We start from the raw sequence: 22,774 nt of genomic DNA, 5'->3' as shown, positions 1-22,774 counted from the left end.
CAACGCTCCCGGTGCGATCAGCGCAGGCTGATGGTGGTGTTCACGCCGCCGGCGTCGACCGCGTCATCAAACCAGCGCGCCGTGACCGTCTTCGTTTGCGTATAGAACTGCACGACCTGCTTGCCGTACGGGCCCAGGTCGCCCAGCTTGGACCCACGCGAGCCGGTAAAGCTGAAGTACGGCACGGGCACCGGAATGGGAATGTTGATGCCCACCTGACCGATGTCGATCTCGCTCTGGAACTTGCGTGCAGCAGCGCCGCTCTGCGTGAACAACCCCACACCGTTGCCGAACGGATTGGCATTGACCAGCGCAATCGCGTCGTCCAGCGTGGGCGCAGTCAGCACCAGCAGCACGGGGCCGAAGATTTCGTTGGTGTAGATGTCCATGTCGGTCTTCACATCGGTGAAGACCGTGGGGCCGATGAAGTTGCCGTCTTCGTAACCGGCCACGCGCACGTCGCGGCCATCAAGCGCGAGCGTGGCGCCCTGCTGCACGCCGGATTCGATCAAACCGAGAATGCGTTGCTTGGCGGCACGCGAGACAACCGGGCCGACGTCGGTACCCGGCTCCACACCGGCATTCACCTTGAGCGTTTTTGCCTTGGCGATCAGGTCCGGCACCCACTGCTGCGCCGCGCCCACCAGCACGACGACGGAGGTCGCCATGCAGCGCTGCCCCGCCGCGCCAAAGGCGGCGCCCACCAGCGCGTTGATGGCCTGCTCGCGGTTCGCATCGGGCAACACCACGGCGTGGTTCTTCGCGCCCATCATCGATTGCACGCGCTTGCCGTGATCGCTGCCGAGGCGATACACGTGCGTGCCGACCGCGGTGGACCCGACAAACGAAATCGCCTTCACATGTTCGTGCGTGCACAGTGCGTCCACCACATCCTTGCCGCCGTGCACGACGTTCAGCACACCCGGCGGCACACCGGCTTCCAATGCCAGCTCAACAAGTTGCATGGTCGAGAGCGGGTCCTGCTCCGAGGGCTTGAGCACGAACGTGTTGCCGCACACGATCGCCATCGGGAACATCCACAGCGGAATCATGGCCGGGAAGTTGAACGGCGTGATGCCCGCACACACACCAATCGGCTGGCGCAGCGTGTAGGTATCGACCGCGCCGGCCACGTTCTCCAGGAACTCGCCCTGCTGCAGCGAGCCCACCGAGCACGCGTGCTCCACCACCTCCAGCCCGCGGAAGATGTCGCCTTCGGCATCGGGCAGCGTCTTGCCCTGCTCGGCGGTGAGCGTGCGGGCAATGCGCGGCGAGTGTTCGCGAATCAGCGCCTGGAACTTCAGCATGATGCGCATGCGCGCACCGACCGGCGTGTTCTTCCACGTGGCAAACGCGGCATGTGCCGAGCGGATGGCTGCATCCACTTCGCCGGCCGTGGCAAACGGCACGCGCGCCAGCACTTCCTGCGTGGCGGGGTTGACGATATCGCGCCATTCCTTCGACTGCGATTCGACAAACTCGCCGCCAATCAGCAGCTTGACGGTGGGCGGGGTGCCATGCTGTGCAGCAGGCTTGGCGGAAGCAAGGGAAGCAACGGCGCTCATGAGTGTCTCCTGGCGAATCGGTGTCGGTTGCGGTAGCGGGGTCAATGCGGGATGGGCAAATCAGGCGAAGTCTTCTTCCCAGTACTCGCCGGGCATGCGGGCGGGCTGGGGGGTGCGTTCAAGTTCGAGCCGGCGCAGTTCAACGCGGCGGATCTTTCCGGAGATGGTCTTGGGCAGCTCGCTGAACTGCAGGCGGCGGATGCGCTTGTAGGGCGCCAGCTTTTCTCGCGAGAAGAGGAACACGGCGCGCGCGAGTTCGGGGCCGGCTTCGTAGCCCTGGCGCACCGTCACGAACGCCTTGGGCACCGACAAACGCAGCGGATCGGAACTTGGCACCACCGCCGCCTCGGCAATGGCTTCATGTTCGATCAGCACGCTTTCCAGCTCGAACGGGCTCAGGCGATAGTCGGACGATTTGAATACGTCGTCGGTGCGGCCCACGTAGACGAAGTAGCCGTCGTCGCGGCGCATCGCCACGTCTGACGTGTGGTAGTAGCCGTTGCGCATGGCCTCGCCCGTGGCTTTGGCGTTGTTGGCGTAGCCCTGCATCAGGCCGAGCGGGCGATGCGAGAGCGGCAGCACGATTTCGCCTTCGCTGGCGGGCTGATCGTCGTGGTCGACCAGCTCCACGCGGTAGCCCGGCAACGGGCGACCGACCGAACCGGGCACCACCGGCTGCCCGGGCGTGTTGCCGATCTGGCAGGTGGTCTCGGTCTGGCCGAAGCCGTCGCGGATGGTCACGCCCCAGGCGCTGCGCACGCGCTCGATGATCTCGGGGTTCAGCGGCTCGCCCGCACCGACGATCTCGCGCAGCTTGACGGCGTAGGAGGCCAGCGGCTCCTGCACCAGCATGCGCCACACGGTGGGCGGCGCGCACAGCGTGGTCACGTTGAAGCGCACCAGCACGTCCAGCGTGTCCTTCGGCACGAAGCGCGCGTAGTTGTAGACGAACACGCAGGCCTGCGCGTTCCAGGGTGCGAAGAAGCAGCTCCAGGCATGCTTGGCCCAGCCGGGTGAGCTGATGTTCCAGTGGATGTCGCCAGGCTGCAGGCCAATCCAGTACATCGTCGACAGGTGGCCGACCGGATAGCTCTGGTGCGTGTGTTCAACCAGTTTCGGCTTGGACGTGGTGCCCGAGGTGAAATACAGCAGCAGCGGGTCGGTCGCCTTGGTCGGGCCGTCAGGCGTGAACTGCGCGGGCGCGTCGTAGGCTGCTGCCAAGTCGATCCAGCCTTCGCGCTGCGCACCCACGGCGATGCGCTTGACGCTCGCATCAACACTGTCGAACTTGTGCAGCTCCGCTGCGTCGACGACCACGCAGTTCGCGCCCCCGAGTTCCACGCGGTCGCGCACGTCATCCGGGGAAAGCTGCGTGGTGGCCGGCAGCACCACCGCGCCCAGCTTCATTGCCGCGAGCATCACGTCCCACAGTTCAACGCGGTTCGGCAGCATCAGCAGCAGGCGGTCACCACGCACGATGCCAAGCCCACGCAGAAAGTTCGCCATGCGCGATGAGCGCTCCGACATCTGCGCAAACGAGAGCTTCAACCCGCCGCTTTGCGGGTCATCGACGATCCACAGCGCCGGGTTGTCGTTGCCGCGCGCCATCACATCGAAGTAATCGAGCGCCCAGTTGAACGTGTCCAGCTTCGGCCACGCAAACTCGCGATACGCGCGGTCGTAGTCGGTGCGATGGCGCAGCAGAAAATCGCGCGCTTCCACAAAACCCTGTGCTGCAGATACCGCTTCGTTCATCGTCGTCTCCTGGTCGGCGCGTTTGCGCTCTTTCGTATGCGGTCGATGTGTGCGGTGCGTGCTAGACGTGCCGCGCGATCACCATCCGCTGGACTTCGCTGGTGCCTTCGTAGATCTGGGTGATGCGTGCATCGCGGTAGTGGCGCTCGACGGCGTAGTCGGCCAAGTAGCCGTAGCCGCCGTGGATCTGGATGGCGTTGGAGCAGATCTCTTCGGCCAGTTCCGATGCGTAGAGCTTGGCCTGCGAGGCCTCCGACAGACACGGTTTGTCTGCGCTGCGCAGGCGCGCCGCGTGGTGGACGAGCAGGCGTGCCGCATTCAGGCGCGTGGCCATGTCGGCCAGCATGTTGGCGATGGTCTGGTGCTCGCGCAGCGCCTTGCCAAACTGGATGCGTTCATTCGCGTAGTTGCGTGCCGCATCGAACGCGGCGCGCGCAATGCCCACGGCCTGCGCGGCAATGCCGATGCGCCCGCCTTCCAGGTTCGACAGCGCGATCTTCAGGCCCTCGCCACGCTCGCCCAGGAGGTTCTCTTCGGGCACGGCGCAGTCTTCGAGCGTGATCGGGCAGGTGTCCGACGCGCGGATGCCAAGCTTGTGCTCGGGCCGGCCAACGTGAAAGCCTGGCGTGTCGGTCGGCACGATGAAAGCGGAGATACCGCGCTTGCCAGCCTCGGGGTCCGTCACGGCAAACACGATCGCGATGTCCGCCCGCGCGCCGTTGGTGACGAACTGCTTGTTGCCGTTGAGCACCCACTTGCCATCGCGCAGCACCGCACGCGTGCGCAAGTTGTTGGCCTCGGAGCCGGCGTGCGGCTCGGTCAAACAAAACGCGCCAATCGCGCGGCCGGTCGCCAGATCCGGCAGGTAACGCGCCTTCTGCGCCTCGGTGCCGAACTTGAGGATCGGGCCGCAGCCGACCGAGTTGTGCACGCTCATCATCGTCGCGCTGGCGGCGCAGCCGGCGGCCACCTCTTCCAGCGCGAGCGCATAGGCCACGTAGTCGGTATACGAGCCGCCCCACTCCGCCGGCACAATCATGCCCAGCAGGCCTAGCTCGCCCATCTCGCGCACCACCTCGTCGGGCAGGGCGCCGTCACGGTCCCACTGCGCGGCGTTGGGCGCCAGGCGCTCGGTGGCAAAATCGCGCGCAGCGTCGTGGATCATCCGCTGCTCTTCGGTATAGAAGTCGTCCATCGCTTGGCTCTTGCTTGTTGGCTGACCGGGGCCGCGTGACGCTGCCTGTGCAGGCGCCTTACACTGTGCAGCCCGCGGCGCTTGGGTTCGATGGGGAAAAAGTGTAGGCACGCGGCTGGGCGGCTTCGATGCCCGTCACGATCAACTTGCGTGAGCGGATTTGCCATACCAATGAAAAACAACGAAAAGGGAACCGTCTCGGTCAGCCTCGTCAACGAGGCCGTCACGCGTGCACGCGCGCATGGCGTGGACATGCAGCCCATCATGGCGGCAGCCGGCATCACGCCGCAGATGCTGGCGCAGCCGCGCAGCCGCGTGTCGTCCGCACAGTACGGCGCGCTGTGGGCCGGCATTGCGCAGGCCATGGACGATGAGTTTTTCGGGCAGGATGCGCACCCCATGCGCTGGGGCAGCTTCGTGGCGATGACGCAGGCGGCGCTCACCGCGCGCACGGGCCGGCAGGCGCTGGCCCGTGCCACGGGTTTTCTGCGGCTGGTGCTGGACGATCTGCATGTGCGTGTTGAAGAAGACGATCAGCGTGTGCGTCTCGTCTTTGTGCACCGCAAAGGCACGCGGGTGCCGCCCATGTTCACCTACGCCACGTGGCTCATCATGGTCTACGGCCTGGTGTGCTGGCTGGTGGGGCGGCGCATTCCGTTCATTGCCGCGCGCTTCCGTTGTGCGGCGCCGCAGGATGCGCAGGAATACCGCCTGATGTTCTGCGACGACATGGCGTTCAAGCACGATGCGTCGTACGTCGACCTATCGCCGGACTTTCTCGACCTGCCGGTCATTCAAACGGCCGCGTCCGTCAAGACCTTCCTGCGCGACGCGCCGGGCAACTTCATCGTCAAGTACCGTAACCCGGATTCCTTCGCCGCGCGCGTGCGCAAGACGCTGCGCAATCTGCCGGTGGCAGGCTGGCCCGCGTCGGACGCAATGGCGCTCAAACTGAACGTGGCCGAAGCGACGATGCGCCGGCGCCTGAAGCTCGAGGGCCACACGTATCAGTCCATCAAGGACGACCTGCGGCGCGACATTGCCATCGGCCAGTTGCAGGACACGCGCCGCACCATCGCCGACATCGCGGTCGCAGTGGGCTTTGCAGAGCCGAGCGCCTTCCACCGCGCCTTCCGCAAATGGACGGGCATGCGGCCGACGGACTATCGGCTGGCGAGCGCCGACTGAGGCTGCGCAACGACGGCATCTTCGCTCGTGCCGCTCACTTCCCGCAGGGTCTCCAGAAAGGCCTTGAGCACCGGCGAGTGATCGTCCACGCGATAGTGCACGTATAGCGGCACGGCCGGCAGCGCGGGCTCCAGCGGGCGGAAGACCACACCGGGCGGTGCCAGGTTGGCCGTCGATCCCGGCAGCAGCGCCACGCCAAAGCCCGCGCTCACCAGCGCCAACAGCGTCTGCACTTCGGTCACCTGCTGGCGCACGAGCGGCGCAAAGCCGGCCTGGATGCACAGATGCAGCAGATGATCGGCAAAGCGCGATCGCTTGGATTCGAACGCAACAAACGGCTCGCCGGCAAAGTCCGCAAGTGCGAGGCTGGCGTGCCCGGCCAGGCGGTGTGTAGCGGGCAACGCCATCACGATCGGCTCATGCTGCAGCAGTTCGCTGTGCACGGCAGGGTCTTCGTGGCCCAAGCGGAAGATGCATGCATCGATGCGGCGTTCCTTGAGCGCGGCCACCTGCGCCGCAGGCGTCATCTCTTGCAGGCGCCATTCAACGCCGGGGTAGCGCTCGCGAAACTGGCGCAGCGCTTCGGGCAGCAGCCCCACCATCACCGAGCTGATCATGCCGATTTCCAGCTCGCCCACCTGGCCACGGCCCGCCTGCCGGGTGAGGTCCAGCGCGCGATTGAGCTGCGCAAACACGAGCGGCGCCTGCTCCTTGAGCGTGCGTCCCGCTGCTGTGAGTTCCACGCGGTGGTGACTGCGCACAAACAACGGCGTGCCGATCTCGTCTTCCAGCAGCCGGATCTGCTGGCTCAGCGGCGGCTGCGACATGAACAGGCGCGCCGCCGCCCGACCAAAATGCAACTCGTCGGCCAGCACCGAGAAATAGCGCAGCAGGCGGATGTCCACGGTATGCGCTATGCCTTCAGGTCGAAGTTGAACGGCGTCTCGCGCTGGCGTTTGCCGGTCAACCGGAAGATGGCATTGGCAATGGCGGGCGCCACCGGCGGGTTGGCCAGCTCGCCCACACCGCCGGGCTTGTCGCGATTGCCATCGATGATGACGATGTCGATGGCCGGCATGTCCGACATGCGCATCACGGGGTAGTCGTGGAAGTTGCTTTGCTGCACCGCGCCGCCCTGGATGTCGATGCGATCGAACAGCGCATGGCCGAGGCCCCACATCAGCCCGCCGTAGAGCTGCTCTTCCACGCCCGTGCGCGACACCGCGAGGCCGACGTCCGCCACGCAGGTAAGCCTTTCAACGACGACGCGGCCGTCCTTGCGCGCCACCTGCGCCACCACGGCGATGTAGCTGTCATACGCCTGGTGTGTCGCCACGCCCAGGGCATGCCCATGCGCAGTCTTTCCCCAACCGGCACGATGCGCGGCGGTGCGCAGCACGTCGACATGCCGGGGCCGGTCCGCCATGTGGGCAATGCGGAAATCAACCGGATCGCGCCTGGCCGCCGTGGCCAGCTCGTCCATGAAGCTCTCGGTGGCGAAGACGTTGGGGATGAAGCTGACGGCGCGGTACCAGCCTGTCGGGATGCCCGTTTCGTGCCGCACCCAGCCGATGTCCATGTGGTTGGCGCGGTATGGAAAATCCCACTTCGAGATAGCCTCGGTGGTGCTGTAATCCATGCGATCGGGGCGGTCGAAGTAGCCTGGCTCCCACTGTTCCGGCGATGCGGGCGACACCGCGCGGATGCGCAGCGCATCGAGCCGGCCCTGCGCATCAAGCGCGCCTTCGAGCCGGTGATACGTTGCCGGGTGGCCGTACAGCGCGCGCATCTCGTCTTCGCGGCTGTTCATCAGCTTGACCGGCACGCCAGTCTTCTTGGCGAGGTAGCTGACTTCGAACAGCCAGTATTTGCTCTCGCGCGCGCCAAAGCTGCCGCCCGACACCATCTCGTGCAGCACCACCTTGTCGCGCGGCACGCCGCAGATCACCTCGGCAGCTTCCATCGCGGTGGATGGCACCTGGATGCCGCCCCAGTATTGAATCGCGCCGTCCTTGAACCATGCGGTGATATTGACGGGCTCCAGCGGATTCTGCTGCTTGTAGGGCATGCGATACGCCGCGTTGAAGCACTTTGCGCCATGGGCCATCGCCACGTCCGTATTGCCGCTCTGCACGGTGTGCACCACGCGCGCCTTGCCGCTAGCAAGCCATGCTGCCTGATGCTGTGCGACGTGGCCGCTGTCGAAATCGGCGAAGGCGCTGTCGTCCCACTCGACCTTGAGCGCCGCGCGGCCCTTGTTGGCGGCCCAGTAGTCATCTGCCAGCACGGCCACGCCTTCCTGGTTACCGCCCAGCACATCGGAGCGCATCGGGATGGTCATGACCTGGCGCACGCCGCGCACCTTCAATGCCTCGGCGCTGTCGATGCGGCGCACGCGTGCACCGGGCATGGGCGCACGCTGCACCACTGCCACCAGCATGCCGGGCAACGACACATCGATGCCGTACTGGAATCGGCCCGTCGCCTTGGCCAGCGCATCACGCTTATGCCTGAGCTTGCCGATGTACTTGAAGTCCGCCGGGTTCTTCAACGTCACGTTAGCAGGTGCGGGCAGGCGGCCTGCTGCATCGGCCAATTCGCCGTAGGTGGCCTTGCGGCCGTCGGTACTGATGACGGTGCCGTCTGCCGTGCTGCAAACGGCTACGGGGACACCCCAGCGTTGTGCCGCCGCACTCACGAGCATCGCGCGCGCCGTGGCGCCGGCTTGTCGCAGGCGCGCATATTCGAGCGACACGCTGGTGCTGCCGCCGGTGGAATACACCTTCCAGATCGGGTGGATGTATTCGTGGAAGAACGGATCTTCCGGCGTGATGACGGCAATGCGCATCGGGTCGACATCCAGCTCTTCGGCCACGCACGCCGCCAGCGCGGTTTGCGTGCCGGTGCCGGAATCGTGCTTGTGGACAACGATCTTGACGGTGTTGTCGGGCAGCACCCGCACCCAGGCATTGGGTTCGAACTCGCCCGCAGCCACATCCTTGCCGGCAGCCAGTGCATCAGGCAGGCGAAAGCCGACCGCCAGCCCCGCCGTCAGCAGCGCGCTTTGCTGCAGGAACTGGCGGCGCGACGGCGCATGCAACTCACGCGGCGCGTTCATGCCTTGCCTCGCTCGTCGGCGGCGCGCTTGATGGCCTGGCGGATGCGCCCGTAGGTGCCGCAACGGCAGATGTTGCCGGCCATGGCATGCGTGATGGCCTCGTCGTCGACGGGCGTGCCTGCCGCCAGCAACGCCGCGGCCGACATGATCTGCCCCGACTGGCAGTAGCCGCATTGCGGCACGTCTTCGGCCACCCAGGCGCGTTGCAGCGGGTGCGTGCCGTCTTCCGACAGGCCTTCGATCGTGGTCACGCTGTGCCCGGCCGCCGCCGATGCCGGTGTGATGCACGCGCGGATTGGCGCGCCATCCAGATGGACGGTGCACGCCCCGCAAAAACCGCCGCCACAACCGAACTTGGTGCCCGTCAGCTTGAGCCGATCGCGCAGCACCCACAGCAGGGGCATGTCGGCATCGGCATCATCCAGCGCGTGGGGCGCGCCATTGACCATAATCTCGGTCATCATTGTCTCCTCCAGAATCGGGCCGTCTCATGCGGCCGCGCCTGGCACCAATATGGAGCCGCGCACGGGCACCCCGCCAGCGACGATTTCTGCCAGCCCGTGTAAGTCGAACTAACAGCTCACCCACCGCCGCCATGTACAAGCGTTATCCGTCGATCCAGTCGATGCATGCCTTCCTGCAGGCGGCGCGCACCGGCAGCTTTACCAAGGCCGCGCAGCAGCTGGACCTCACGCACAGCGCGATCAGCCAGCAGATCCGCTCGCTGGAGGAATTCATCGGCCAGCCGCTGTTCGTGCGCGAAGCGGGCGGCATCGTCCTGACCGATGCAGGTCAGCTCTTTGCCAGCATGCTGACCGACGGCTTCGGGCAGGTGGACCGGGCGCTGTCTTCGGTGCGCAACCGGCATGTACCGCAAACGCTCATCGTCGATGTCGACAGCGAACTGGCGCAGGGCTGGCTCAATGCGCGGCTGCCGGAGTTGCTGGCGGCGCTGCCCGGCTACCAAGTGATGTTCCTGTCGACCACGCGCGGCGAGCGGCCCTCGTTCGAGCGCGTGGATGTCTCGCTGCGCTACGGCTATGGAGAATGGGATGACTGCGAGATGGCCCTGATCTGTGGCGACCACGTCACCGCAGTGGCGGCGCCCGCGCTGCTGGAGCGCCATGGCGTGCAGGCGCCGCTGGCCCCATCGGCAGCGATGGCGCTGCCGCTGCTCGGCTACACGCGGCGCTCGTGGATTCCGTGGTTGGACGCCGCCGGTCTGGAGCCGCTGGAACCCGCCGTGGTGGCAGCGTTCGACAACGCCGCAAACATGGTCGCGGCTGCCGAAGCCGGCATTGGCGTGGCGCTCGTCCGTGGGCTGCTGGCGGCCGATGCACTGCAACACGGGCGCCTCGTGCGGCTGACCGATGTCGCCATCCCCGCGCACTACAACCTGTATGCCGTCTGGCAGCGCGGCCATGGTGAGCGCGCGCAGGCGGTGGTAAACGCAGTGCAGCAACTCGCCCGCGACACGCTCGGCGCCTGAGCGCTCGCCGCCTTCCGACCGACTTGCCGATATCGGCAACGTATCAAGACCGCCGCCAAATAGTATTGGCCGGTCCCCGGCCCTGACTCCGATACTGCGCCCCAAGCAGCACGCATCCGGCATCACGCGATCCGGCGAGGGGAAGGCACACGCCTAGCAAAGCGCCACGCTGCCGCACGTGCCTGCCCTCACCGGGAAGCCATCACGCGCTTCCTCCCAGTCATCAGGAGATCCAACGATGATCATTGACATCAGCTGCTACCCCACCGACCTGGTGGACCTCGCGTGGTGGCACGACGGCGCCCCCTTTACCGGCGAGCGCCTGCTCGAAATGATGGACGGCCCTTACATGATCAACGGCAAGCCGCGCCGTATCGATAAGGCCTTCATCCAGCCGCCGCAGGGCAACACCATCTACACGTGGACGGACGGCGAGCTTTCGGGCCGCGAGTCCATCGACGCCTACATGGCGTACACGCTCAAGATGGTGCAGACCTACCCCGACCGCTTCCTGGGTTGCTTCGTCTACAACCCGCGCTGCGGCGTGCAGAACGGCGTGGAGGCCATCGAGCGCTATGTGAAGGAACACGGCTTCAAGATGGTCCAGATGCAGGCCAACATGCACGCCTACCGGCCCGACCGCGCGCTGGACTGGGTGATGCCCGCGTTCGAGAAATGTGCCGAGCTGGGCGTGCCCGTCAAGCTGCATACGGGCGACGGCCCCTACAGCATTCCGTCGGAATGGATTCCGATGATCAAGCGGTTCCCGAACGTCGATTTCATCATGGCGCACTTCGGTGTGCAGACCGGCGGCGTCTACGTGTTCGAGCCGATGCAGTGGGCGATGGAGCTGCCCAACGTCTATTGCGAATCGGGCTGGTGCCTGCAGTCGCGCATCGTCGAATTTGCCAAGGTGCTGCCCAAGCACAAGATCCTGTTCGGCACCGACACGCCGCCCAACGAGCCCGGCATGTGGCTGCGCCTGCTCGAAGTCTTGTGCATGGACCCGCCGCAGGGCCTGAACCTCGATGAAGACACGCTCGAGGATTACCTGGGCAACAACATCGCCCGCATGATCGGCCTGGAGCCGACCCGTCCGCCCAAGACCGTGGCCGAAGCCGAAGCGCAGCTCGCGCTGGCCGCCGCCTGAGCCACCGCAGCACGCACGGAGCGCACACATGATTATCGATACCCATCTGCACCCGACCAACCTCGTCGACGAGGCCTGGCGCCACACCGGCACGCCGTTCAACGGCGAGCGCATGATCCAGTTGATGGATGGCCCCTACATGATCAACGGCAAGCCCCGCCGCATCGACATGGGCTTCATCCAGCCCCCGCCGGGCAACACCGGCTATCGCGACGGCAACCGCCGCGGCCGCGAAGGCATTCGCGACTACATGGCGTACATCGCCGAACTGACGCAGAAGTACCCGGACCGCTTCATCGGCAACTTCACCTACAACCCGCGCTGGGGCCCGGAGAACGGCGCAGCGGAGCTGGAATTCCACATCAAGGAATACGGCTTCAAGATGGTCAAGCTGCACGCCAACATGCACGGCTACCGGCCCGACCGCGCGCTGGACTGGCTGCGCCCGGCGATGAAGGTCTGCGCCAAGTACAACATCGTGGTGCTGATCCACACCGGCGACGGCCCGTACACCATCCCGACGATGTTCTACCCGATCATCCGCGAGTTCCCGATGGTGAACTTCATCATCGGCCACTTCGGCATCCAGACCGGCGGCAACTACTCGTTCGAAGCGTTCTGGATGGCAATGGACACGCCCAACGTGTACTGCGAATCGGGCTGGTGCTTCCAGTCGCGCATCGTCGAATTTGCAAAGCAGTTGCCGCGCGACAAGATCGTCTTCGGGACCGATTCGCCGCCCAACGAGCCCGGCATGTGGCTGCGCGAGCTGGAGGTGCTGTGCTCGGCGCCGCCGCAGGGGCTGGGCATCGATGAGGACCACCTCGAAGACTATCTGGGCAACAACATTGCGCGACTGGTCGGCATCGAGCCCACCAAGCCGCCCAAGGACCTGGCCGAGGCGGAACTGCGCCTGAAGTCGACCTACGTCCAGACAGCAGAAGCGGCCTGAGCGCCGATCCCGCGGGCGCCGCGCCTCTGTGGTGTTCGGCGCCCGCCTCTAGCGAGGTGTGCCATGAGCATGACCCGGCTTGGCGAAGGCCAGGATTTCCACGTCTTCGCCAATCTCTATCGCGAGCTGTATCCGGAAGATGTGCTGACCCTGCACAACGGCGTCTCCGCCGATCAGGATGTCACCGCCGTCATCGATCAGCTTGCTGCGCGCAACCAGACCCCCATGCTGGTCTGCGAGCAGGTGAGCGGCCTGCAGGTGCCGCTGGTCACCAACGTCTTTGCCTCGCGGTCACGGCTGGCACGGCTGTTCGACGTGCTGCCGCATCAATTGCACGATGCCTTCCAGGCACGCGCCAATGCGCCCATCGCACCGCGTGTCATCTCGCACGGTGCCATCACCGACGAGGTGATCGAAGGCGACGCAGTGGACGTTGCGCTGCTGCCGATGATCAAGCACTTCGAGAGCGATCGCGCGCCCTATATCACCAACGCCATCATCGTGGCCGAGGACCCGGTGACGGGCGTGGCGAACATGAGTTATCACCGCTCGATGCGCCATGCACGCAACGCACTGGCGACGAGCCTGCACTCGCGCGGCCACCTGTGGCGCATGCTGCAGACCGCGCGCGAACGCGGCGACATGCTGCGCGTGGCGATGGTGGTGGGCGCGCATCCGCTGTTCATGCTGGCCGCAGCCGCCCGCCTGCCCTTTGGCGCGGATGAACGCGCCGTGGCCGGTGGCCTGCTCGGCGCGCCGCTCGATATCGTGCGCACGCCGCGTTACGGCATCGGCGTGCCGGCGGCAGCGGAGTTCGTGCTCGAAGGCACCATCGACCCCGCCGCCTATGCCGAGGAAGGCCCGTTCGGTGAATTCACCGGCTATTCGTCCGACCGCTCCACCAACAATGTGCTGCGCATCGATGCCCTGATGCGCCGGCGCGACGCTTGGCTGGTCGACGTGGTGGGCGGCCCGTACGCCGAGCACCTGACGCTGGCCCGCCTGCCGCGCGAAGCCGAGATGAGCGAGAAACTCAAGGCGCGCTTCCCATCGGTGACGGCGCTGCACTATCCCAACTCAGGCACGCACTTCCATTGCTATGTGGCGCTCAACCCCACGCGCGACGGCGAGGCGCGGCAGGTCATGCTGGCACTGCTCGGCTGGGACCCGTACCTCAAGACCGTGATTGCCGTGGACTCGGATATCGACCTGCAGCAGGACGAGCAGGTGCTGTGGGCCATGGCCACGCACTTCCAGCCGCACCAGGATGTGTTCATGATCGATGGGCTGCCGGGCAGCCCGCTCGATCCGTCGTCGTCCGTGCACGGCACGACCTCGCGCATGGGCATCGACGCCACGCGCGGCGCCGGCTTCGAGGGCATCCGCGCACGCATCGACCCGCAGGCCATTGCCCGCGCGGGCGACATCCTCCGCCAGGCCGGAGTGCGGCCATGAGCGCGCGCCACCCTCGCGCTCCCGCCCGGCCGCGCATGGTGGTCGGCATCAGCGGTGCTTCGGGCTTCATCTACGGCGTGCGGCTGCTCGAACTGCTGCGCGCGCTCGATGTGGAAACGCACCTCGTCGTCACACGTTCTGCGCTGCTGACGATGGCGCATGAAACGCCGTACAAGCTTGCCGACGTGATCGATCGCGCTACGCATTACCACCGCGCGGACGACATGGCCGCCGGCATTGCGAGCGGGTCATTTCGCGCGCTGGGCATGATCGTGGCGCCCTGCTCGATGAAGTCTTTGGCGGAAATTGCCACGGGCGTCTCGTCGACGCTGCTGACACGCGCGGCAGACGTCACGCTCAAGGAGCGCCGTCCGCTCGTACTGATGGCGCGCGAGACGCCATTCACGCTCACATACCTGCGCAACATGCAGGCCGTCACGGAGATGGGCGCCATCGTCGCGCCGCCCGTGCCGGCCTTCTATGCGCGCCCCAATACGTTGGACGACATGATCGGCCACACCCTCGGCCGCGTGCTCGACCTGTTCGGGCTCGATGCCGGCACCGCCCTGCGCTGGGGCGAAGAAGCCTTACCTGCCTGAGTCCGTACCCCACCCACGCCCGACAAGGAGACAACATGAAACCCCAAGCCACCGCCCACGCCACGCTTCCCGGCCCGAACACCAAGATTCCGGTCACCATCCTCACCGGCTTTCTTGGCGCCGGCAAAACCACGCTGCTGAACTTCATCCTGCGCGAAAACCACGGCCGCAAGATCGCCGTGATCGAAAACGAGTTTGGTGAAGTCGGCATCGACGGCGGCCTGGTCATGGCCTCGGAAAACGAAGAGATCTACGAGATGGTCAACGGCTGCGTGTGCTGCACGGCCGAGGTGCGCGAAGACCTCGTGCGCATCGTGCGCCAGCTCGTCGCGCGGCCCGAACGGCTCGACCACATCCTGGTGGAGACCAGCGGCCTGGCCGATCCGTATCCGGTGGCGCAGTCGTTCTTCATCGACGACCCGATTGCCGAACATGTCGAGCTTGACGCCATCGTCACCATGGTCGACGCCAAGCACATTGCGGCGCATCTGGACGACCTGCACCTCGACGGCGTCGACAACCAGGCCGTCGACCAGATCGTCTGCGCAGACCGCATCGTCATCAACAAGGTGGACCTTGTGGGCCGCGACGATATCGACGCGCTGCGCGGGCGCATCCGCGGCTTGAACGCCACGGCCGACATCGTCACTTCCAGCTATGCCGAGGTCGATCTGAACAAGATCATCGGTGTCGGCGCATTCGAGGCGACGCAGAAGCTGCTGGAGATCGGCGCAGACGCCGGCCATGGCGAGCATGACGCACACGACCATGAACATGAAGATGAACATGCTCACGCCGACGCTCACGAGCATGACGATGAGCACGAACATGAGCACGACCACCAGCATGATCCGAGCGTCTCGTCGGTTGGCTTTGACGTGCCGGCCGACGTGGACCTCGTGCGTTTTCACACGTGGATCGACACCCTGCGCACCGAGCAGGCGGAGACCCTGTTCCGCATGAAGGGCATCCTGGCTGTGAAGGGCCAGGCGCAGCGCTATGTGCTGCAGGGCGTGCACAGCCTCATCGACTTTCGCGCAACGCAGCCCTGGGGCAGCGAAGCGCGCAGCAGCAAGATCGTCTTCATCGGCCGCGACCTCGATCGTGCGGCCCTGCAGGACGGTTTCAACGCGTGTCTGGCGGCGTGAGCATGCCATGACATCCCCCTGACCCGAGGGCGGCTCCTGGCACGCCCCGGGCATGACAACGATAGGAGACAACCATGACAACAGCCGTACACCCGGTCGACCAGATTCTGTCGACCCGACAGATGTTGACGTTGGGCTTGCAGCATATGGCGGTGTCGTACATCGGCGCCATTGCGGTGCCGATGATCATTGCATCAGCACTGAAGATGTCGCAGGCGGACACCATTGTCCTCATCAGCACCACGTTGTTCTGCTCGGGCATTGCCACGCTGTTACAGACCATCGGATTCTGGAAGTTCGGGGTGCGGCTGCCGATCCTGCAGGGGGTGGCGTTCAGCAGCGTGGGGCCGGTGATTGCCATCGGCACCAACCCTGCCGTAGGTTTCGCGGGCGTGTGCGGTGCGGTCATTGCGGCCGGGCTGTTTACGCTGCTCGCCGCACCGCTGGTGGGGCGGCTGCGGCGATTTTTTCCACCGGTGGTCACGGGCTGCATCGTGACCGTCATCGGCCTGCAGCTCTTTCCCGTCGCGTATGACTGGGTGGGCGGCGGACGCAACGCCGCCAACTTCGGTGCGCCGTCGTTTCTGCTGGTGGCCGTGGTCGTCGTCGCCACCATCCTGCTCATCAACCGCTTCGGCAGCCCGCTGCTGCGCAACCTTGCCGTGCTGGTGGGCATGATCGTCGGCACGTTGCTGGGCTGCACCATGGGCATGGGCAACTTCCACGGCGTGGCTGAGGCGCCGTGGGTCACGCTGCCGGTGCCGTTCCACTTTGGGGTGCCGGTGTTCGCCGTGGTGCCCGCGCTGACCATGATCGTGGTGATGATCGTCCAGATGGTGGAATCGATGGGCCTGTTCCTGGCCATCGGCGACATCGTCGAAAAGCCCATCGAAGAAGAGGAAGCCATCAACGGCCTGCGCGCAAACGGCTTGGCCAGCGCCATTGCCGGCATGTTCGCCGCATTCCCGTTCATTGCGTTCATGGAGAACGTCGGGCTGGTGGTGCTCACCGGCGTGCGCAGCCGCTGGGTGGTGGCCGTGAGCGGTGTGCTGATGTGCCTGGTGGCGCTGGTGCCCAAGGCAGGCGCCGTGATTGCGGCCACGCCGCCTGCCGCATTGGGCGGTGCCGGCATCGCCATGTTCGGCGTCGTGGCCGCTGCGGGCATCCAGACCCTGGCACGCGTCGACTACGAGCACAACCGCTACAACGTGCTCATCGTGGGCTTCACGATTGCCGCCGCGCTGGTGCCGGTGCTCGCGCCCACGCTGTTCAAGCAGTTGCCCGACTGGTCGCAACCGTTCCTGCACAGCGGCGTGGTCATCGCCTGCCTGGTATCGGTGGCGCTGAACCTGCTGCTCAACGGTACCGAAGAAGCGCACGTGCCCGCGTCTGTCGTGCGTACGGCCGGCCGCGCCTGATTTTCCAATGGACACCTCCATGCACAACACGCCTCAAGACACCCTCATCCGCCGCCCCTTGGCCGTCATGACCGGCCTGCGCGGTGACGCAGCACGCGCCGGTGCCGTCGACATCCGCATCGCCGGCGGCCGCATCGCCGAGATGGGCCCCGACCTCATGCCCCGCCCCGGCGAGCGCGTCATCGACGCCAGCGACTGCATCGTCTACCCGGGCTGGATCAACACGCATCATCACCTGTTCCAGAACCTGCTCAAGGCCGTGCCGGAAGGCATGAACCAAGACCTGCAAGGGTGGCTGGCCAGCGTGCCGTATCCTCGCCTGCCGCTCATTACGCCGGAATTGATGCGCACGGCAGCGCGCCTGGGCATGGCCGAGCTGCTGCTGTCGGGCGCCACCACCTGCGCCGACCACCATTACCTCTATCACGCAGGCGGCGGCACCGAATCGGGCGACATGCTGTTCGATGTCGCCGATGAATTCGGCATGCGCTTCGTGCTCTGCCGTGGCGGCGCCATCGAGTCGGCCAGCAGCCACCCGGGCTTCTCCAAGACGGCGCTGCAGCCTGAAACGCTCGACCAGATGCTGGCCGACATCGAGCGGCTCAAACACCGCTATCACGACGACGCCCCCGACGCGATGCGCCGCGTGGTGGTGGCACCGACCACACCGACGTTCTCGTTGCCGCCGGCATTGCTGGTCGAGTTGGCGCGTGCCGCGCGGGGGATGCATCTGCGCATGCATACGCATTTGTCCGAGACCGACAACTACGTGCGCTTTTGCCGTGAGAAGTACAACTGCCTGCCGGTGGAGTTCGTGGCCGAGCACGAGTGGCTGGGCCCGGACGTCTGGTTTGCGCACCTCGTGCACCTGCAGCCGTCGGAGATCCGCATGCTCGCGCAAACAGGCAGCGGCATCGCGCACTGCCCCGTCAGCAACAGCCGGCTGGGCAGCGGCATCGCGCCAGTGCCGCAACTCGCGGCGGCCGGCGTGCCGGTGTCATTGGGCGTGGATGGCGTGGCGTCCAACGAATCGGGCAGCATGACCGGCGAGGTCAACACCGCGTGGCTCATTCACCGTGCCGCGCAAGGCGCCAGTGCCACCACCGCTGAAGATGTCATTCACTGGGCCACCGCAGGCGGCGCACGCGTGCTCGGCTTGAGTGAAGTCGGCACGCTGCAGGTCGGGCAAGCGGCCGATCTGGTGCTCTACGACATCAACCATCCGCGCTTCTACGGCTTCCACGACCCCGCGCTGGCGCCCGTGGTCGCCGGCGAGCCCATCACCGTGCGCACCAGCATCATCGGCGGCCGTGTCGTGGTGGACGAAGGTGTGGTGTGCGGGCTCGATGTGGCGAGCATCCGCGCCGAGGCCAGCCGAGGCGTGGCGGACCTGATGGCGTGTGCCTGACGGTTCAAACGTCCAACCGCAGCGCCATGTGTTCTTCGTCGTAGAACCGATCACCGACACGCATGGCGCGGCGCTCGATACCGAAGGTCTCGAAACCCGCGTTGCGATACAGCGCTTGCGCACGCGGGTTTTCGGCGTTCACGCAGAGATGAATCTGCAGCACCTGTGCAGCACGCGCATGCGCAATGGCGGCGTTGAGCAGACGGCCGGCAATACCGCCTCGCCGGTGTGCGGGATCAACAAACACGCCCCACAGCACGGCCTTGTGCGCGACCTGCGCCAGCGGCTCGCGACGCAGCCCGGCAATGCCAATCAGCGCCGGCCCGGAAAATGCACCGAAGACGATCTGATGCTCGGTCGCCCGGATGCGGTTGCGGGTGTCCTCCAGCGTGCGCCCCGACTCTTCATCGTGCGTCGGCCAGATGGCGGTAGGCGCATCTTGAATGGCCTTCAGGCGCAGCGCCTTGAACGCTGCGGCATCCTCATCGACCAACGGGCGGATGGCGATGTCGCTCATGGCTGCTTAGCCTCCACGGTAAATGCATCACCGGTTTCGAAGAACGCGCCGCCCGCGAGGTAATGCACGGTCTTGCTGCCCGCATCGGTAAAGTGCCAGCGGCCGTTGCTGAACAGCGCCGGGTCCGCCCAGGCGGCTGTCACTTCAGCGATGAAGAGGTCGTAGCGCTTCTCGTTGTGCGGTTCGGGAATGACGCGGCATTCCAGCCACCCTGCGCAACCTTCTACCAGCGGCACGTCGATCGTGCGGGCTGGCACCGTGGCCAAGCCGAGCGCATCGAACTTGTCGCCATCCCGGCCTGACAGCGTGCCCACCGCGAGCGTGGTCTCGGCAATGGCGCGCGTCGGGATGTTGAGCGCAAACACGCCCGAGGCTTCGATCAGCTCACGTGTGAGGGTGCGGCTGTCGACCACGACCAGCACCTTGGGTGGGTCAAAGTCGAGCGGCATGGCCCAGGCTGCTGCCATGACGTTGCGCACGCCGTTGTGGGCGCTGGTGACCAGTGTGGTCGGGCCGTGGTTCAGGAGGCGGTAGGACTTTGCCAGCTCGACTGGGGCGAGTGTGATGGGGTTGGGCATGATGGCGAGGGCACTCAGGGGAGGCGTCATCATAGGCCAACGATGTTGTGGGTGGTTTTGTGTTGGTTTTTTTGTTGTTGGTGCATCCCTTGTTTCATCCCCTGCCGGGGCTGACTCACTTTCTTTGGTCTTGCCCAAAGAAAGTAAGCAAAGAAAGGCGCGCCCGAGATGGCGAAAGACTCCTTGAATTTATGTCGCAGGGAGGGGAAGGGAAAAACTCGCTTCGCTCAGACAGTTTCCCTTCCTTTTTCCTCCCTGCAACAGAAATTCAAGGCGCCATCTAGGGCAGGAAGGTCAAAGGACAACAGCCACACCTTCTGGGCGCCAGCCCAAATGCCAAGGCCAACCTCACGACGGGTTGGCCTTTCTCTTTTGACGTTGAGCCCTTGATGGCGCCTTGAATTTTCGTAAGCGGGCGGAAAAAAGAACGGGAACTGTCTGAGCGCAGCGAGTTTTCCCGTTCTCCGCCCGGTTACGCAAATTCAAGGAGTCTTTCGCCATCTCGGGCGCGCCTTTCTTTTGCTTACTTTTCTTTGGCAAGACAAAGAAAAGTGAGTCGTGCCCGGCAGGGTACGAAACAGGGATGAACCACAAAAACAAAACCCCGGCGAACCCCATCAAGCGGGCCAAAACTCATTCCGCAACGCGCCGCGCAATATGCTCCAACGCCTCCTCCACCTGATCAATCAAAATCAGGCAGAGATCCCCCGGCTGCAACCGCCCCAATGCGGTGTCGATAGCCAGAAATTCACCACGGATTTCATCCACACGGCTCGTGCGCGACGCACCCTGCAGCCCTTCACGCAACAGCGCGAGCACTTCACCATCGGCGCGCCCGCGCTGGCATTGGTCTTCGTACAGGACCACATCATCAAACACGCCGCCCAGAATCTGCGTCTGCCGGCGGATATCCTCGTCGCGGCGATCGCCCGCCCCGCTGATCACTACCGAGCGGCGCTTGGCCGGCATGGTGGCGACGGCGTTGCATAGCGCCTGGATGGCATCGGGATTGTGGCCGTAGTCGGCGATGAGCGTGGCGCCCTTGTAGTCGAATACGTTAAAGCGGCCGGGCGCAGTGGCGGCGTCGTTCACAAAGGTGGCGAGGCCCCGGCGGATCACTGCCCAATCGATGCCAAGCGCCCATGCAGCAGCAATCGACGACATCGCGTTTTCCACCTGGAAGCCGATCGTGCCGTTGCGCGTGAGCGGAATGTCGGCCAGTGCGATGCGCGTTTCGCTGGCGCCTTCGGTAGCCACAATCTCGGCACCATCGACGAACACCACGCGCTTGCCCTGCGCGCGGTGCAGCGCCATGGTCGGCAGGCTGGCGTCGTGCGCGAAGAACGTGACCGATCCGGGGCAGCCGTCGGCCATGCGCGCGACCATCGGGTCGGCGGCGTTGAGCACCGCCATGCCGCGCGGCGCCACGTTCTGCACGATCACGCTCTTGAGCACGGCCAGGTCTTCCACCGTGCTGATGTAGTTCAGGCCCAGATGGTCGCCTTCGCCCACGTTGGTCACCACCGCCACATCGCAGCGGTCGAACGCGAGGCCTTCGCGCAGCAGGCCGCCACGCGCGGTTTCGAAGACGGCGGCGTCGACGTCCGGATGCAGCAGCACGTTACGCGCACTGCGCGGGCCGCTGCAGTCACCGGTGTCGATGCGCTGGCCCTGAATGTACACGCCGTCGGTGCCGGTCATGCCCATGCGCAGGCCGCTGGACGCCAGCAGGTGGGTAATCAGGCGCACGGTCGTGGTCTTGCCGTTGGTGCCGGACACTGCCACCACGGGAATGCGGCCGTCGTCACCATCGGCAAACATCGTGGAGATGATGGCCTCGCCCACGGCGCGGCCCTTGCCGTATGAAGGCTGCAAGTGCATGCGCAGACCGGGCGCCGCGTTGACCTCGACGATGCCGCCGGCCTGGTCCTCGAAGGGCTTGAGCATCGTCTCGCACACAGCGTCCACGCCGCAGATGTCGAGGCCGACCATCTGCGCGGCCGCCACGGCACGCGCCGCGATGGCGGGGTGCACGTCGTCGGTCACGTCGGTGGCGGTGCCGCCCGTGGAGAGGTTCGCGTTGTTGCGCAACACCACGCGCGTGCCCTTCGGCGGCACGGCGTCGGCACTCAGGCCTTGCTTGGCAAGCGTTGCCAGCGCAATGTCGTCAAAGCGGATCTTCGTGAGCGACGTGGCATGGCCCTCGCCGCGGCGCGGGTCGCGGTTCACTTCGTCGACCAACTCGCGCACGGTGTGCTTGCCGTCGCCAATGACTTGCGGCGGGTCGCGGCGTGCAGCCGCCACCAGGTGCTTGCCCACCACGAGCAGACGATAGTCATGGCCGGGGATGTAGCGCTCGACGATCACGTCCGACGAAATGTCGGCGGCCACTTCGTAGGCCGTCATCACTTCTTCGCGCGTGCGGATGCGCACGGCCACGCCCTTGCCCTGGTTGCCGTCGCGCGGCTTGACCACGACTGGGCCGTGGATTTCCTGCGCGGCTTCCCAGGCTTCCTCGGCGCTGCGCACCGACCGGCCCAGCGGTACCGGCACGCCGGCCGCGTGCAGGAGGGTCTTCGTCAGATCCTTGTCCTGCGCGATGGACTCGGCCACGGCGCTGGTCATGTCGGTTTCGGCGGCCTGGATGCGGCGCTGCTTGCTGCCCCAGCCAAACTGCACCATCGAGCCCTGCGTGAGACGACGGTACGGAATCCCGCGCGCCACAGCGGCGTAGACGATGGAACCGGTGCTGGGCCCCAGGCGCACGTCTTCGTCCAGCTCGCGCAAGCGGTGCAGCGCGTCGTCCAGATCGAACGGCTGGTCGTCGCGCGCGGCCAGGCAAAGTTGGCCGGCCAGCTCGAATGCAAGTCGGCCCACTTCCTCTTCGCTGTATTCCACGACGACCTGGTACGTGCCGGGTTCGAGCGTCGGCTCGGTATGGCTGAACGTCACCGGGCAACCGGCGGCAGCCTGCAGGCCCAGCGCGGCGGCTTCCAGCGCGTGCGCAATCGATGGCGCATCGGCTTCGTCATCTGGCCGCAAGGGGCCAATCGCCGGAAAGCGCGCGCGCAGGCGGTCTTCAAAGCCCGGCAGTTCGGCCAGCAGTTGGGATTGATCCGAGCAGGCCACGATGGCTTCGATGGCCGTATGGCGGCACCAGAGATTTGGGCCGCGCAAGGCCCGGATACGAGAGACTTCCATGCAATCAGCTTTCCGTTGTGCTTTGGGCGTTCTTTTGG

Annotated in this window: 18 protein-coding genes; 9 read left to right on the top strand and 9 right to left on the bottom strand. The window is 65.6% G+C overall.

The window, feature by feature from the left end:
• Positions 1-17: 17 nt before the first annotated feature.
• From ACU8YE_RS12440 to ACU8YE_RS12430, 3 genes are all read right to left on the bottom strand, one after another.
• Positions 18-1,565: a CoA-acylating methylmalonate-semialdehyde dehydrogenase gene (locus ACU8YE_RS12440; protein WP_446928838.1), complete on the bottom strand. Its 1,548-nt coding sequence runs from the start codon at positions 1,563-1,565 to the stop codon at positions 18-20.
• Positions 1,566-1,625: 60 nt separating this feature from the next.
• A complete protein-coding gene (locus ACU8YE_RS12435; RefSeq protein ID WP_446928837.1) occupies positions 1,626-3,320 on the bottom strand; it encodes an AMP-binding protein in 1,695 nt (564 codons plus the stop codon).
• A 61-nt stretch (positions 3,321-3,381) separates the two neighbouring features.
• Complete coding sequence (locus ACU8YE_RS12430; RefSeq protein WP_232040023.1) at positions 3,382-4,515, bottom strand: acyl-CoA dehydrogenase; 1,134 nt, start codon at positions 4,513-4,515, stop codon at positions 3,382-3,384.
• 171 nt (positions 4,516-4,686) lie between these two features.
• Here ACU8YE_RS12430 and ACU8YE_RS12425 point away from each other — a divergent pair, with 171 nt between their 5' ends.
• Complete coding sequence (locus ACU8YE_RS12425) at positions 4,687-5,703, top strand: AraC family transcriptional regulator (protein ID WP_232040024.1); 1,017 nt, start codon at positions 4,687-4,689, stop codon at positions 5,701-5,703.
• Here the strand turns inward: ACU8YE_RS12425 and ACU8YE_RS12420 are convergent.
• From ACU8YE_RS12420 to ACU8YE_RS12410, 3 genes are read right to left on the bottom strand one after another with little or no spacing between them, the layout of a single operon-like run.
• Complete coding sequence (locus ACU8YE_RS12420) at positions 5,679-6,608, bottom strand: LysR family transcriptional regulator (protein WP_433867752.1); 930 nt, start codon at positions 6,606-6,608, stop codon at positions 5,679-5,681. The two genes, ACU8YE_RS12425 and ACU8YE_RS12420, sit on opposite strands and share 25 nt — an antisense overlap.
• 8 nt (positions 6,609-6,616) lie before the next feature.
• Entirely contained in the window at positions 6,617-8,821 is a 2,205-nt protein-coding gene (locus ACU8YE_RS12415; RefSeq protein WP_446928836.1) for a molybdopterin cofactor-binding domain-containing protein, read from the bottom strand.
• The gene (locus ACU8YE_RS12410) at positions 8,818-9,282 is read right to left on the bottom strand and encodes a (2Fe-2S)-binding protein (protein WP_414563309.1); all 465 of its coding nucleotides are present in this window, start codon (positions 9,280-9,282) and stop codon (positions 8,818-8,820) included. The genes ACU8YE_RS12415 and ACU8YE_RS12410 overlap by 4 nt, the downstream gene beginning before the upstream one ends.
• Before the next feature lie 134 nt (positions 9,283-9,416).
• Here ACU8YE_RS12410 and ACU8YE_RS12405 point away from each other — a divergent pair, with 134 nt between their 5' ends.
• The 8 genes from ACU8YE_RS12405 (at position 9,417) to ACU8YE_RS12370 (ending at position 18,440) form a co-directional block, all read left to right on the top strand.
• A complete protein-coding gene (locus ACU8YE_RS12405; RefSeq protein ID WP_446928835.1) occupies positions 9,417-10,310 on the top strand; it encodes a LysR family transcriptional regulator in 894 nt (297 codons plus the stop codon).
• Between the two features lie 238 nt (positions 10,311-10,548).
• The gene (locus ACU8YE_RS12400; RefSeq protein ID WP_433867750.1) at positions 10,549-11,460 is read left to right on the top strand and encodes an amidohydrolase family protein; all 912 of its coding nucleotides are present in this window, start codon (positions 10,549-10,551) and stop codon (positions 11,458-11,460) included.
• Between the two features lie 28 nt (positions 11,461-11,488).
• Entirely contained in the window at positions 11,489-12,412 is a 924-nt protein-coding gene (locus ACU8YE_RS12395) for an amidohydrolase family protein (protein ID WP_027679411.1), read from the top strand.
• A gap of 63 nt (positions 12,413-12,475) precedes the next feature.
• Complete coding sequence (locus ACU8YE_RS12390) at positions 12,476-13,867, top strand: UbiD family decarboxylase (protein ID WP_446928834.1); 1,392 nt, start codon at positions 12,476-12,478, stop codon at positions 13,865-13,867.
• Complete coding sequence (locus tag ACU8YE_RS12385) at positions 13,864-14,466, top strand: UbiX family flavin prenyltransferase (protein ID WP_446928833.1); 603 nt, start codon at positions 13,864-13,866, stop codon at positions 14,464-14,466. The genes ACU8YE_RS12390 and ACU8YE_RS12385 overlap by 4 nt, the downstream gene beginning before the upstream one ends.
• A gap of 35 nt (positions 14,467-14,501) precedes the next feature.
• A complete protein-coding gene (locus ACU8YE_RS12380) occupies positions 14,502-15,614 on the top strand; it encodes a CobW family GTP-binding protein (RefSeq protein WP_446928832.1) in 1,113 nt (370 codons plus the stop codon).
• Between the two features lie 74 nt (positions 15,615-15,688).
• Complete coding sequence (locus tag ACU8YE_RS12375; RefSeq protein ID WP_232040031.1) at positions 15,689-17,032, top strand: nucleobase:cation symporter-2 family protein; 1,344 nt, start codon at positions 15,689-15,691, stop codon at positions 17,030-17,032.
• 19 nt (positions 17,033-17,051) lie between these two features.
• Positions 17,052-18,440 carry an amidohydrolase family protein gene (locus ACU8YE_RS12370; protein ID WP_446928831.1) on the top strand — a complete coding sequence of 463 codons (1,389 nt, stop codon included), beginning with the start codon at positions 17,052-17,054 and terminating at the stop codon, positions 18,438-18,440.
• Positions 18,441-18,444: 4 nt separating this feature from the next.
• Here the strand turns inward: ACU8YE_RS12370 and ACU8YE_RS12365 are convergent, their stop codons facing one another.
• From ACU8YE_RS12365 to cphA, 3 genes are all read right to left on the bottom strand, one after another.
• The gene (locus tag ACU8YE_RS12365) at positions 18,445-18,957 is read right to left on the bottom strand and encodes a GNAT family N-acetyltransferase (protein WP_232040033.1); all 513 of its coding nucleotides are present in this window, start codon (positions 18,955-18,957) and stop codon (positions 18,445-18,447) included.
• On the bottom strand, positions 18,954-19,568 hold the full coding sequence (locus tag ACU8YE_RS12360; protein WP_414561617.1) for a flavin reductase family protein: 615 nt from the start codon (positions 19,566-19,568) through the stop codon (positions 18,954-18,956). Before ACU8YE_RS12360 ends, ACU8YE_RS12365 begins: the two co-directional genes overlap by 4 nt.
• A 600-nt stretch (positions 19,569-20,168) precedes the next feature.
• A complete protein-coding gene (gene cphA / locus ACU8YE_RS12355) occupies positions 20,169-22,736 on the bottom strand; it encodes a cyanophycin synthetase (RefSeq protein ID WP_446928830.1) in 2,568 nt (855 codons plus the stop codon).
• Positions 22,737-22,774: the final 38 nt, after the last annotated feature.

The sequence above is a fragment of the Ralstonia sp. VS2407 genome, from assembly GCF_052950655.1.
This window is presented reverse-complemented; position numbering and strand designations above follow the sequence as displayed.